Source organism: Roseateles puraquae (assembly GCF_002205845.1).
In the GTDB taxonomy this organism is placed as follows: domain Bacteria; phylum Pseudomonadota; class Gammaproteobacteria; order Burkholderiales; family Burkholderiaceae_C; genus Pelomonas; species Pelomonas puraquae.
Map to the genome: position 1 here is coordinate 84663 of NZ_NISI01000009.1, position 12579 is coordinate 97241.

Genomic DNA, 12579 nt, shown 5'->3' on the forward strand with positions numbered 1-12579 from the left:
AGAACATTTCATGACGTGTCATGAAGCCGCAAAAGCCCTAAGCAAAACAACAGCTTAGGGCTTTTTTCATGTCTGGACGGCTCACGTTGAGTCGTTGCAGCGCAGGGGAACAAGGGGCACATTTCGGGGAACGCGGGGCGATGGAACCCCTGCAGCGAGGATTGTTCCCCCATGCCCCTCACCGACGTCGAGTGCAAGAACGCCACTTGCCCAGCTGAACAGAAGCGCATCCGCCTGGCAGACGGGCAGGGTCTTTACCTGGAAGTTGCGCCAAACGGCTCCAAGCGCTGGTTCTGGAAGTACTACTTCAACGGCAAGGAAAAGCGCCTCGCGCTCGGGTCCTACCCCGAGACGGCCCCGAAAGCGGCACGCCTGAAGCGGGACGAGGCGCGGCTGCTTCAGCAGTCCGGCACAGACCCGGCGCAGGCTCGCACCGTTGCCAAGTTGCAGCGCAAGGCCGCAGCAGTGAACACTTTCGAAGCGGTGGCGCGCGACTTCCACCAGCTCAAGGCGCCCGGGTGGAGCGAGCACTACGCCGCCCGCTGGCTCGCCCGGCTGGAGAAGGACGTGTTCCCCTGGATCGGCAAGCTGCCGATCACCGATGTGAAGGCGCCCCTGCTGCTCGCCACGCTGCGCCGGGTGGAAGCCCGGGGCGTGCGTGAGCTGGCGCACTCTCTGCGCGAGGCCTGCGGTCAGGTCTTCAAGCACGGCGCCACCCTCGGCGCTTGCGAGCACAACCCGGCCGCGACGCTCAGTAGCGCGCTGCGCCCCGTGGCCACCAAGCACATGGCCGCGGTACTTGAGCCGAAGGCCGCAGGCGACCTGATGCGCGCCATCCTGGCCTATGAAGGGCAGCCAGCCACCCGCACGGCCCTGGAGCTGTCGGCGCTGATCTTTCAGCGCCCCGGCAACGTCCGCGCGATGGAGTGGGCGTGGGTCGACCTTGACGCCGGCATGCTGACGATCCCGGCCGAGTCCATGAAGCGGGTCAAGTCGGCCAAGGTCAACGGCCGGCCGCACTTCGTCCCGCTGGCGCCGCGCGCTGTCGAGCTGCTGCGCGACCTGCACCCCCTCACAGGCCACGGGCGGTTCGTCTTCCCCAGCTTGCTCACGGGTGAGCGCTGCATGAGCGAGAACACACTACGGACGGCCCTGCGCCGGATGGGTTTCGACAACGACGCCATGACCCCGCACGGGTTCCGCGCGATGGCGCGCACGCTGATGGTTGAGCGCTTGAACGTGCACCCCGACGTCATCGAGGCCCAGCTCGCGCATGGCAAGTCTGGCCCGCTGGGCATGGCCTACGACCGCGCTGAGTTCATGGAGCAGCGCCGGCAGATGATGAACACCTGGGCCGAGTACCTGCACCGACTCGCCCAGGGTGGGGAAGTGCTGCCCTTCAAGGCGGCTTGAGCATGGGCACGCTCTGGCGAGTCGTGTTTCTGGCAGAGCACTATGGCCGGATGACGCTCACGCTTGAAGAGGTCGCCGAGCAGATCGGCCTGGCGCCGGCCACGATCCGCAACCGCCGCACGCGCGGCGAGTTCCTGTGGCTCAGGTCTGACGGTCGCCAGCTTTGCGCTGACGTGGCCGACGTTGCGCAGTATTTGGAAGACCGCCGGAAGGAACCTGAACGACAGAACCCGGCGCCTCAGCGGCCCTGAGGCAAAGCGGCCGAGCGTAGGGGTGGAGCCCTGCGCCCGGCCTGACCAAAGACGCACACAACCTGGAAGGACGTGCACCATGGCTACCAACGATGTTAAGGCTTCGGCCTGGAGAACGGCTGAATGCCACGAGCTCAAGAAGGTGAGCGACACCATCTGCCGCGATGCTGCAAAGGAAATTGCAGACATTGCCGACATGCTGCGTGGCAAGACTGACGAAGCCGGAGAGCTTGAACACCTGCTGCGCGGGGCTGTCCTGCGCGTCGAGGCGCTCGCTGAGGCGATCACCTTCGGGCTTCGCTCCGAGATCACGCGCAAGGACGTCGCTGAGAGCTACCAGGCTGTGTACGGCGAAAAGCTGCAGATGCTGCTGGGCGAGCCCGTGGAGGTGGCCCATGGCTGAGCCGATCACTGACTTCGACTGCTTCGAGGACTATGCCAATCGCATCCGGTGGATGCTGGCACTGCTGGCCTGGGTCGAAGATGCGCGTTACCTCGTGGACCGCATTGACATTCAAGCGCAGATCCGTCCGCGCTTTCGCGAGCAACTGAATGCGGCCGATGTTCGGTATGCCTTGAATTGGTCAGAGGACCAGTCCGCGGGCATGCAGGAGCTGCAAACCCTAATCGCCGGTATGACTGCAGAGATGGCGCAGGCCGGGCAGGCGCTGGTGCGACAGCGGCGCGCGGCGTAGAGCTCAACTCACCATGCGGGGCGCCTTCGGGCGCCTTTTCCTTGCCAGCGCTTTCGTTTGTCGCTCAAGCCTCCGAGCGACGACAAAGTGGTCGGGATTCCGACCGGTCTTGAGCGGGACAGTGAAGTCATGCCATCTCATGACTCGACTGGAGCCCGAATGGACGCACTGCCGACTTCACCCTCGATTCCACTCCTGCCACGCGCCCGCCAGCGCGGCAAGTACCAGCGGGTTGATCAACCCGCGGACGTGATCAACGTCCCCGGTGCGTTGCTGAAGCTCGACACGCTGGCGCGCCTCTCGGGCGAATCCATCTGCACGCTGTATCGGGCCGCCAAGCGCGGCGACTTGGTGCTGACCAAGCGCGGCGCCCGCTGCACTCGTGTCACCAGCGAGAACGCCCGCGACTATCTGGCTCGCTTCGCCAGGGGTGCAGCATGAGTGCTCGCAACGAACACGAGCTGTGGCTCGCCTACGAGCAGCACGGCACCGAGGCCGCGCAGAGCCGAGATGAGGCCATGACGCTGGCCAAGTTGCTGCGGGGGCACGCTGCCTACGCTGATCGCAAGGACGCCCGGCACGGGATCGTGACGCGTGACATCAAGGCCTTGTATGACACGCACGTGCCGAACGAGCCCGCAGGCGACGTCCTACACGTCAACGGCCGGGCGATCTCGGGGCTGGGAGACCCGCAGCTGAAGCCAGCGACGGCCACGCCACCGGCCCAGCTGGTGCAGCGCTGGAATGCCCGCGCACCGCTGGAGAGCTTCACCGCCTCCGAGCGCATCGCGCTGCGGCAAATGCTGCTGCGCCAGCCCGGGTATCGCGACCAGGCGCATCCCGACCATGCCGCGATGGTGGCCGATGCAAAGTCTCTGTACGCGATGGACGCGGGGGAGGGCGTATGAGCGCGCTCGACGGCATCGACGTCGATCCGGTCGACGCCCGCGTGATCTTCCTCTCGCGCCTGGCGTTTATCCGCCCGTTGACGCCCGAGGAACAGGTCGAGCTCGACCAGTTGCTCGCGGCCGAGAAGGCGCAGCCGCAGTCGCAGGAGGCCCTGCAGTGAACGCAGCCAGCTACGAAAAGCGGCTCGCGACGGCCAAAGCCGAGGCCGCCCTGCTGGGCGCCATGCTTCATGCGCTGGAGGGTGACGGCGGCCTGCCGCTGTACGTCATCACCTGGCGCGCACTGACCTGCAGTTTCGACAGCCTCGAAGCCGTCGACGCCTGGCTGCAGCGCTTTGGAGGCCGCAAGTCGTGAGCAGCCCCATCGACCTGGTTCTCGCCCGGCTGGAGCCTTTCCGGCTTCGCCAGGCCGGCCGCGACCGCTGGCGCGCGTGCTGCCCCGCCCATGGCGGCAGCAACCCGTCGGCGCTGTCGGTCGGCGTGGGCGCCGAAGACCTGGTGCTGCTGCGCTGCTGGCACGGCTGCGAGGTCGAGCAGGTGGCGCACGCGCTCGGTCTGGAGCTGTCGGACCTGTTCCCCGCGAAGCCGCCGCAGTTCCACACCAGCGGCAAGCCCGCGCGACGCCGGCTGCTGTCTGCTGGCCAGGCGCTGGATCTGCTCGACGGAGAGATGACGCTCGCGGTTGTCTGCGCTTCCGACATGGCGGCAGGCCGGCCCCTTGATGAATCGACACGCGCCCGGCTGCTGCAAGCCGCGGCCCGGGTCTCCATGCTGAAAGACGAGGCCCACGCATGACCGTGCAGGCTCTTGACGATGCCATCGAGGCGGCTGGCGGATCTGCCGCTGTTGTCGTGCGTGACTTGCGGCGCTGGGCCGAAGAAGAAGCGCCGACTGTGCGCCGTCTCGACTACGTGATGGCCGACGCACTCAGCGATGACGACGACGAGTTCGACGATGAGCTGATCGAGGGCACGCTCGGCCGTGGCGCGATGGGGGTGCTGTACGGTGACAGCAACAGCGGCAAGACGTTCTGCGCCATCGACATGGGCGCCGCGGTGGCCATGGGCGAGGAATGGCTTGGACGCCCAACAGACGCTGGCCTCGTGGTCTACCTTGCCACCGAGTCGCCCGCATCGGTCGAGATGCGCCTGAAGGCTTACCAGCGCCACCATCAGTGCCGCGTCCCTGGCTTTGTAATCGTTCGCTCTCCCATCAACCTGTTCGACGGGAATGCAGACACGACGGCAGTCATCGCCCTGATCGATCAGCTTGAGCGCGACTACGGCTTGAAGGCTGCGCTGATCATTGGCGACACGCTGGCCCGTCTCGCGGTGGGCGCCAATGAAAACGCGGGCGAGGACATGGGCGTTGTGGTGCGGAACATCGACGCCATCCGCAACGCCACGGGCGCGGCTTTCGTCGTCATCCACCACACGGGCAAGGACGCGGCGCGCGGCATGCGCGGCTGGTCTGGCTTGCGGGCCGCGACCGACACAGAAATCGAGGTGACGTCTGACGAGGCCTCGGGCCTGCGGACTGCCGAGATCACGAAGCAGCGCGACCTGCCCGGCAAGGGTGACCGCATCGGCTTCACGCTCGCCCCGGTTCGCCTGGGCGTCAATCGCTGGGGCACCGAGCGCAGCTCTTGCGTCGTCATGGCTGCTGACGCGCCCGCGAAGACCATGCGCGGGAAGCGTCAGAGCGAGATCGCTGGGGCAATCACCGAGTTCCTGCGGGTGCGTGGTGCTGGATGCCTACGAGGCGCCCTGGCCGCCCATTTCAAGGACACCTATGCACGCCAGTCGGTGTACCGCGAGATCAACAAGATGCTTGATGCCGGCCTACTGATCGAGTCCACCGGGATCGTCGCACTTCCAGGCGCGCCGGGAGCGGCGAAATGAGCGTGTGTCACCAACTTGCCAATCACCACAAAGCCAGCACTGACGCGGCTTTCGAGGCTGTCGCCAACAGTCGCCGACTTGTCACCAACATGGATTTGGTGACACGGCTTCTGGTGTCACCAACTGTCTCCTCTCCCTTTAGGGGAGGAGACAAGGTGACAGCCCACCCCGGAGACAGGCGATGAGCGGCGAAACCCCCACGCTGATGCGTACGTGGACGGTCGGCAGGTACACGGCTGAGCTCACTGCAGGGCCTACCGAGACCGGAGTCATGAACATGGTCATCGACTGGTCGCCGCATGTACCGAACGACTTCACGCCCTCGCAGATCGAGGAATACCGCCGTCACCTGGCCTCGGCAGCCGCTGAACTGGCCGAGCTGGCCCGCAACAACCGACCGAAGTAGGAGAACCCCATGAGCACCATCATTGCAAGACAAATCGCCCAGGTGTTCCAAAGCACCGACGCTTGGACCCATACCACCCCCGCCGACGCCGCCAGCGGCACCAGCGCGACCACCTGGGCGCCGGTCCTGGCCGAACTCACCCGGCTGGCACCGGCCAGCGCCCCCCGTTCCGAACGCCTGTCTGCGCATACGCAGGTTGTGGCCGAGCTGCGCCGCATCCGCGACCAGATCCCGACCGTTCGCAAGCTCGGCCCGACCGAGCGCCTGGCCTTTGGCAACTGGCTGCAGGTGTTGCTGAACTCGCACGAGGCGCAGCTCGCCGCCATCTGAGCGCCTCGCGTTCGCCCACCTCACCGGAGCCTCACCCATGAACATGACCCAACTCACCCGCGCTCGGCAGGAACTCGTCAGCATGCCGTTCGCCGTCCCCGGCGGCCGGCTTGTGACCGCTCGGCTGATCCTGCTGCCCAGCATGCCCGCCGGCCCGATGCCGCGTGAGCCCCACACGCTGCAGCTTGCCGTCGACGTCCGAGCGACGCGTGACGGTGACTTCGAGGAAGTCGCCTCGTCGGAGGTTGTTCCGCAGTTCGGCGAGCGCATCGTCGACGTCGCAGTGCCCACCCCCGCCGAGCCGCTGGAGGCTGGCCAGCTCCCTGCAATGGCCCGCCTGCGGCTGATCCACACCGGCCAGACACAGCCGATCTACGAGCTGCGCCTCATTGGCCTCTGACCAGGAGCACCACCATGCCCCAGTTCCTCCCCAATGGCGGCGCCGTGCGTCGCCCCACCGCCGGCCAAGCCGTGCCCATCACGGGGCCTGGTGTCTCCAATGCCACCGCCGAGGCCTTCGGCCGCATGGGTCAAGTCGTGGAGGGCGCCGCCCTGGACGCGATCACGCAGCAGACCGCCGAGCAGCGCCGACTCGAACAGCTGGCCGAGGACGCCAACAAGGCCCGCGGCCTGGCCGCGACCGGCGAAGCGAAGATCAGGCTGCATGACACCATGCGTTCGCTATCCGACCGCATCCTGCGGGGCGATGTCGACGGTGTCGCCGCCCTCGGCGAGTGGGACAACGCGCGCACGCAGATCACCAGCGACCTGACCAAGGAACTACCCGGCCACATCGCTGAGCGGGTGGGCGCGCAGATCAAGCTGGACGCCAGCGAGCTGGCCAGCACCGGCATCGGCCGCGCCGTAGAGACCCGGCAACGCGAGGTCACGCGCGCCGACTTGAACACCTCGCTGGAGGGCTTCGAGCGTGATGCCTTGACCGACCGCGGCAAAGCCATGACGCTGGCCGGTGCCGCGATCTCCACGCTGGGCGCCTCGGCCGGCTACGGCCCCGACGATCAGCAGAAGCTGCTGCAGGGCTTCCGGGAGACCACCGCCGCGAACATGGCCGAGCAGCGCCTGCTGGCGAGCAGCCGAGACCCGGCCAAGCTCGACGCCTTCGAACAGCAGCTGCGCGGCGAGGACTTCAACGACCTGAGCCCGCACATCCGTGAGCGCTTCGAGGTCCGCATCGAGAACAAGCGCGCGGCCCTGCAGCATGCGGCCGAAGTCGCGCAGCGCCGGCTCGAAGCAGCCCGCGCCCGTCGGCTGACCGAGGCCGAGCACGCCGTGCGCGCTGTCGAGTCCATCGTCGACGGGGGCGGCATCGCTGACGACGCCACGCTCGCCAAGGCCCAGACAGCCGCCATGGGCACGCCCTGGGCCGACGTGCTCAAGTCGACGGTGCAGCAGGCTGCCAGCCGGTCGGCGTTCGGTTCGCTGAGCCCCATGCAGCAAGACCGGGCGCTGCTGCAGCTGCGGGCCAAGCTCAACCAGACCGGCGCGAACCCGCACCAGATGAAGCAGCTGCAGCAGCTGGAGAGCATCCGCACCCGCACGCGCGAACAGGTCGACCGAGACCCGCTGGCGTGGGGTGTGCAGTCGCGCCTGCTGCCCGAGGTGGCCCCGCTGCCCATGACCAGCTTGCCCGACCTGGTGCAGGGGCTCACCCAGCGCACGAGCCAGGCCGCGACCGTCAGCGCACAGCTGCAGCGGCCCGTCTCGCCCCTGCTGGCATCCGAGGCGCAACTGCTGGGCGAATCGCTCGGCCGCCTGCCCGCCGACCAGAAGAAGACGTGGCTGCGCGGGCTGGCCGGCGTGCTGCCGCCCGACCAGCAGCGTGCCCTGGCCGGCCAGCTGAAGGATCAAGACGGCGCATTGGCGCTGGCCATGCACGCCGGCAGCCTGCCCAAGACCGCGAACGGCGACCCCATGGACTTGATCCTGCGGGGGCACGACGCCGTGGCCAGTGGCCGCATCAAGAAGGATGACGAGCTGACGCGCGGCGAGCGCATGAAGCTGTCGCGCGAACTGGACGCGGTGCCCTGGGCGACGCCGAAGGCGCGGGATGCCGCCATCGACGCCGCAAGCATCATCATGGACGGCCTGCGCGATCAGCGCTCGAACGGCACCGCATCGAGCAGTGACCGCAAGAAGGCCATGCTGCTGGCGCTGGGCGGCGAGATCGTCGATCACGGCGACGGCAAGACCGTTGCCCCGCCCGGCTGGACCGAACACCGGTTCCACGCCGCCATGCGCAAGGTCACGGCCGAGGACATCGCCCGGCAAGCCCCAGGCGGCCTGACGCTGAACGGCCAGGCACTGACGCCTGACGCGCTGGTCAAGGCGCTGCCCTCGGCCCGCCTGGTGCCGCTCGGCCCGTCACGCTATGCGCTCGACCTGGGCGGCATCGTGCTGGGCACCGGCCGCCAGCCCTTCGCCTTCACCCTGGGGGACTGACATGAGCTTCGCCGAGATGTTCCCGGGCGAGACCGCCGCCGCCCTTGCGGACCGTGCCGCCAACCCGGTGGCACCGCCCGCCCCGAAGCGCAGCAGCTGGGCCGAACTGGGCGACGTGCTGGCCGCGCCTTTCACCGGCAGCGCCCAGGGCTTGAACGAGTCCCTGCGGGTGCTGGGCCGCCTGGGCAACGCTCGGGCCACCCAGGCCGCCACCGCGCCCCGCGCGGGCCTGCTGCCCGGCATGGATGCGCCCGAGGCCCTGACCCGGGCTCGCGAGGCCTCACGCCCTGGCGGTGCTGCCGCGTTCCTGGAATCCGACGCAGCTCTGCGCCGCGGTGCCGAGTACTGGCGCCCGGACCCGATGACGGCCGGCTGGGTGACAAACTTCCTGCACGACGCCGGCCGCGTGGTGACGAAGTTCAGTGGCTACTCGCTGCTCGGTGGCGCGCCCGCCGCCGTGATTGGCACTGGCCTCGATGAGGGCGCCACGTCGTACCTCAAGCTGCGGGATCAGGGTGTCGACGTCGCCACGGCCACCAAGGTTGGTGCCGTGCATGGTGGGGTCACGGCTCTGACCGCTGGCATTGCGCCGGTCGCTGCGACGCCGCTGCGCTCGGCCATCCTGGTGGGCGTGAGCGGCCCCGGCGCATTCATGGCCGAGTCTGCGCTGTCGCGTGAGATCCTGCAGAGCGCCGACTACCCGCAGCTGGCCGCGACCTTCGACCCCTTCGACTCCCTGGGCCTGGCCCTGTCCCTGGTGCCGGGCGCCGCAGTGGCCACGGGCGTACACGCAGCCCGCGCCCGGGCAGCGGCTCGCGTGGAGCCGCCAGCCGCGCGCCCACCGGTCCCGCCCGAGATGGTCGAGGCCGCGCTTGTGCAGCTGCAGCGCGACCTAGTGGACGCCGGCAATCTAGGCCGCGTGGACGATCCCGCCGCGGGCGTGGTGCACCTGCAAGCCCTGGACGAAGCCCGCGCCGCGCTGGACGAAGGCCGAAGCGTCGAGCTTCCCATGCGCGTTGCGGATGACGCCCGCGCCGCGCCGGTCATGGCCCACATGGACGAGCAGCTGCGCGCAGCCAACGTGCCGCGCCTGGCTGACGAAGCCCGCGCCGACGAGCCGCTGCTCGGTGCAGAGCCCACGCCCATCACCGAGGCTGAACGCATGGCCGCGCCTGCGATGGTCGCGGACGCCACCGCCCAAGCCCGGGCACCGATGCAGCGGGCGCTCGACGTCGCCCGCGAGCGGCCCGACCTGCCGGTGCGGCTGGAAGACGACGGCAGCCCGGCCACGCCCGCCAGCGACCTGGTGCGCACCGAGGCCCAGCGAGCCAGTCAGGAGGCCCGCGAAGCCATCACAGCAACGCAGGCCGCCATCGAGTGTTTCCTGAAACTGGGAGTGAACTGATGCGAGTCGAGTGCATGAACGCCGTAGAGACGGCTATCGGCCGACGAATCAACCAGGCTGAGGCCGCAGGGATCGAGGAACGGGTGCGCAGCACGATGCGCCGCCTGGCATCGCGTGAGCCCGAGCGCTGGCGCACCATGCCGCTGGCCGAGCGAATGGCCGAGGCCAGCCGCGTCATCGCCGACGACCTGAAGCACGCAGCCGAGGTTCGCGAGCTGCGCGCGGCCCTGCAGATCGAGGCCCACGCCCGCCACCTGCCCGACATCGAGAAAGCGGGCGCCCAGGGCTTCGACGTGCTGCAGCGCAAGCTGCTGAAGGCCGACAGCTACGTGCGCGGCGTGGCGCGCCAGTACTGGACGCAGGCCCTGGACGTGCTCGACCACGCCACCCGCCAGACGACCGGCTCGCTGGCTGCTCGCGGCGTGCGCTGGATCGCTGGGCTGGAGGATGCCGGCAACGTGGCCGCGTTCGTGCGTGAGGTGTTCGGCACGACGTCGGGCGATGCTGGCGCGAAGGCCGCAGCCGGCGCGTGGGTGAAGATGGTTGACGCCATGCGAGAGCGCTTCAACCGTGCCGGCGGCGACGTCCGAAAGCTGGCCTACGGCTACTTGCCGCAGCCGCACGACGTGCAGGCCCTGGTGAAGGCTGGCATTGACCGCTGGGTCAACGATGTGCGCCAGGTGGTCGACCGCAGCCGCTACACCGACGAGGCCGGCCGGACGCTCAACGACACCGAGCTCGCCGCCGTGCTGGAGCAGGCATGGCGCGACATCACGACCGATGGCCTGGCGAATCGGCCGTTGGGCGAGTACCGCGCGCCGGGCATGCTGGCGAACGCGAACAGCCAAGCCCGGGTGCTGCACTTCAAGGACGGGGACGGGTATCTGAGCTACATGCAGGCCTACGGCGCAGGCACCGTGTACGACGCGATGCAGGGGCACGTTCGCTCGATGTCCCGCAATATCGCGCTGGTGGAGGAGTTCGGCCCGAACCCGGGCGCGACCTTCCGCACCCTGCACGACGCGGCGCAGCTGGGCGGCGGGAAAGACCGCGTGGCGCTGCTGGCCACGACTCAGCAGCTGTGGGACACGCTGCTGGGCAAGTTCGACGCCGTGCACAACCCATCGGCGGCCCGCATCGGCCAGGCCCTGCGCTCGCTGCAGGTGGCCGGCAAGCTCGGCGCCGCGGTGCTGGGTTCGATCAGCGACATGCACTGGTTGATGCAGACCATGGCCTTTCACAAGCTGCCGTGGTGGCAAGGCCCCATGCGGGTGGTGCAGGCCTTCGGGTCGGAGACGCGCGCCTATGCCGACCGCGCCGGCCTCATGGCTGACAGCATGATCTCGGACATGGGGCGTTGGGGCGAGAACAACCTCGGCCGCGACTGGCCCGACATGGCCGCGAACGCCACCATGAAGGCATCGCTGCTCACGGCCTGGACCGACGGCGTGCGCCGCGCGTTCTCCATCTCGATGATGGGCGGCATGGCGAAGATCTCGCGCACGGCCTGGGACGCACTGCACAGCGCCGACCGCTCGCGGCTGGAGGGCCTGGGCTGGACCCGTGACGAGTGGGCAGCCTTGCAGCGGGTGCCGCTGGAGCGCTGGCGCCAGACCGACATGCTGACGCCGGCCGCCGTCATGAAGGCCGAGGGCATCGAGCCGGCCATGCGTGACCGATTGATCTCGCGGCTGCTGGGCACCATCGATGACGAATCGAAGTTCGCCAGCCCTGACCCGAATCTGAAGGTGCGCGTGCTGCAGAGCGGCGGTCACGAGAAAGGCACGGGCCTGGGCGAGCTTCACCGCTCGGTGATGCTCTTCAAGGGCTTCAGCCTGTCGATTCTGCTGCGCCACTGGGACCGCGTGCTGAACGCCGACCTGACGCCGGCGCAGCGCATGACCTATGCGACGTCCAACCTGCTGGCTGCCACGCTGCTGGGCGGCATTTCCCTGCAACTTGCCGACCTGGCCGCGGGCCGCGACCCGCGCGACATGACCGGCGATCAGGGCGACAGCCCGGAGAAGCTGGCGCGCTTCTGGGGCGCTGCGCTCACCAAGGGCGGCGGCTTGGGCTTCCTCGGCGACATGCTGCTGACCGGTATGGGCTCGCATGGCCAGTCTGGCGCCTCGGCAGCCGTCGGCGGCATCGCTGGCCCGCTGGTGGGCTCGGCCTTTGAACTCGTCTATGACGTCGGCCTGAACAACGCCATGGAGGCCGCCCAGGGCAAGGACTCGCACGCAGCCGCCGAGGCCTTCCGCTGGGTGCGCGGGCACACGCCAGGCGTGAACCTCTGGTATCTGAAGTTGGCCATTGACCAGAGCTTCGCCAACCAGGTGCAAGAGTTTTTGTCGCCCGGCTACTTGGCGAAGACGCAGGCCCGCATGCAACGCAACTACGGCAGCACCTGGTGGTGGGCGCCAGAAGACCGCGGGCTGCTCACCGGTGACATGGCCGGCCCAGAGCGTGCCCCGAGCTTCGCCAGCGTCGCAGGGGGCCAGCCATGACGCCCGAGCAGACCCGCGCGCTGGCCAAGGTTCGCCGATGCCTGGACTTCGCGGCCGACGTCCGCGGCAACCGCACCGAGCGCGAGACGGCATGGAGGCAGGCGCAGAGCCTCATCGCGAAGCACGGGCTGCAGCTGGAACGGTTCGAGGCTGCGGCGCCTGCTGAGCCAGCCGGGCCGCCGCATCTGCACTCGGCGGAGTGGGCGCCGTATTGGGCCACGCGCACGACGGCAGAGGCGATGGCCGCAGGGATGCACACGCCGGTCCTGTGCCGCGACGGCTGGTTCGTAGGTGGCTGACAAG

At 68.7% G+C, this 12579-nt stretch carries 17 protein-coding genes; all 17 read left to right on the forward strand.

The annotated features are described in order from the left end of the window. Positions 1-171 precede the first annotated feature (171 nt). The 17 genes from CDO81_RS19590 to CDO81_RS19660 all read left to right on the forward strand — a co-directional run bounded on the left by CDO81_RS19590 (position 172) and on the right by CDO81_RS19660 (position 12575). On the forward strand, positions 172-1413 hold the full coding sequence (locus CDO81_RS19590) for a tyrosine-type recombinase/integrase (RefSeq protein ID WP_088484914.1): 1242 nt from the start codon (positions 172-174) through the stop codon (positions 1411-1413). A gap of 2 nt (positions 1414-1415) precedes the next feature. Continuing rightward, positions 1416-1664 carry a hypothetical protein gene (locus tag CDO81_RS19595; RefSeq protein WP_088484915.1) on the forward strand — a complete coding sequence of 83 codons (249 nt, stop codon included), beginning with the start codon at positions 1416-1418 and terminating at the stop codon, positions 1662-1664. A 79-nt stretch (positions 1665-1743) separates the two neighbouring features. Next, entirely contained in the window at positions 1744-2067 is a 324-nt protein-coding gene (locus CDO81_RS19600) for a hypothetical protein (protein ID WP_144397313.1), read from the forward strand. Beyond that, positions 2060-2359 carry a hypothetical protein gene (locus CDO81_RS19605; RefSeq protein ID WP_088484917.1) on the forward strand — a complete coding sequence of 100 codons (300 nt, stop codon included), beginning with the start codon at positions 2060-2062 and terminating at the stop codon, positions 2357-2359. Before CDO81_RS19600 ends, CDO81_RS19605 begins: the two co-directional genes overlap by 8 nt. Positions 2360-2518: 159 nt before the next feature. Beyond that, positions 2519-2800 (forward strand): hypothetical protein, encoded by a 282-nt coding sequence (locus tag CDO81_RS19610; protein ID WP_088484918.1) that lies wholly within the window; start codon positions 2519-2521, stop codon positions 2798-2800. Next, positions 2797-3267 (forward strand): hypothetical protein, encoded by a 471-nt coding sequence (locus CDO81_RS19615; RefSeq protein ID WP_088484919.1) that lies wholly within the window; start codon positions 2797-2799, stop codon positions 3265-3267. Before CDO81_RS19610 ends, CDO81_RS19615 begins: the two co-directional genes overlap by 4 nt. Then, positions 3264-3428 carry a hypothetical protein gene (locus tag CDO81_RS28190; RefSeq protein ID WP_158218352.1) on the forward strand — a complete coding sequence of 55 codons (165 nt, stop codon included), beginning with the start codon at positions 3264-3266 and terminating at the stop codon, positions 3426-3428. Before CDO81_RS19615 ends, CDO81_RS28190 begins: the two co-directional genes overlap by 4 nt. After that, complete coding sequence (locus tag CDO81_RS19620; RefSeq protein ID WP_088484920.1) at positions 3425-3622, forward strand: hypothetical protein; 198 nt, start codon at positions 3425-3427, stop codon at positions 3620-3622. The genes CDO81_RS28190 and CDO81_RS19620 overlap by 4 nt, the downstream gene beginning before the upstream one ends. Beyond that, entirely contained in the window at positions 3619-4062 is a 444-nt protein-coding gene (locus CDO81_RS19625; RefSeq protein WP_088484921.1) for a hypothetical protein, read from the forward strand. Before CDO81_RS19620 ends, CDO81_RS19625 begins: the two co-directional genes overlap by 4 nt. Then, complete coding sequence (locus CDO81_RS19630) at positions 4059-5168, forward strand: AAA family ATPase (RefSeq protein ID WP_088484922.1); 1110 nt, start codon at positions 4059-4061, stop codon at positions 5166-5168. Before CDO81_RS19625 ends, CDO81_RS19630 begins: the two co-directional genes overlap by 4 nt. Positions 5169-5349: 181 nt before the next feature. Further along, the gene (locus CDO81_RS27725; RefSeq protein WP_144397314.1) at positions 5350-5574 is read left to right on the forward strand and encodes a hypothetical protein; all 225 of its coding nucleotides are present in this window, start codon (positions 5350-5352) and stop codon (positions 5572-5574) included. 9 nt (positions 5575-5583) lie between these two features. Continuing rightward, positions 5584-5904: a hypothetical protein gene (locus CDO81_RS19635; protein ID WP_088484923.1), complete on the forward strand. Its 321-nt coding sequence runs from the start codon at positions 5584-5586 to the stop codon at positions 5902-5904. 37 nt (positions 5905-5941) lie between these two features. Further along, complete coding sequence (locus CDO81_RS19640; RefSeq protein ID WP_088484924.1) at positions 5942-6304, forward strand: hypothetical protein; 363 nt, start codon at positions 5942-5944, stop codon at positions 6302-6304. Positions 6305-6318: 14 nt separating this feature from the next. Further along, positions 6319-8364, forward strand: coding sequence for a hypothetical protein (locus tag CDO81_RS19645; RefSeq protein ID WP_088484925.1), 2046 nt, complete (start codon positions 6319-6321; stop codon positions 8362-8364). 1 nt (position 8365) lies between these two features. Continuing rightward, positions 8366-9769: a hypothetical protein gene (locus CDO81_RS19650; RefSeq protein ID WP_088484926.1), complete on the forward strand. Its 1404-nt coding sequence runs from the start codon at positions 8366-8368 to the stop codon at positions 9767-9769. A gap of 14 nt (positions 9770-9783) precedes the next feature. Continuing rightward, positions 9784-12276, forward strand: coding sequence for a hypothetical protein (locus CDO81_RS19655; RefSeq protein ID WP_088484927.1), 2493 nt, complete (start codon positions 9784-9786; stop codon positions 12274-12276). Beyond that, the gene (locus CDO81_RS19660; RefSeq protein WP_088484928.1) at positions 12273-12575 is read left to right on the forward strand and encodes a DUF2786 domain-containing protein; all 303 of its coding nucleotides are present in this window, start codon (positions 12273-12275) and stop codon (positions 12573-12575) included. The genes CDO81_RS19655 and CDO81_RS19660 overlap by 4 nt, the downstream gene beginning before the upstream one ends. Positions 12576-12579 lie beyond the last annotated feature (4 nt).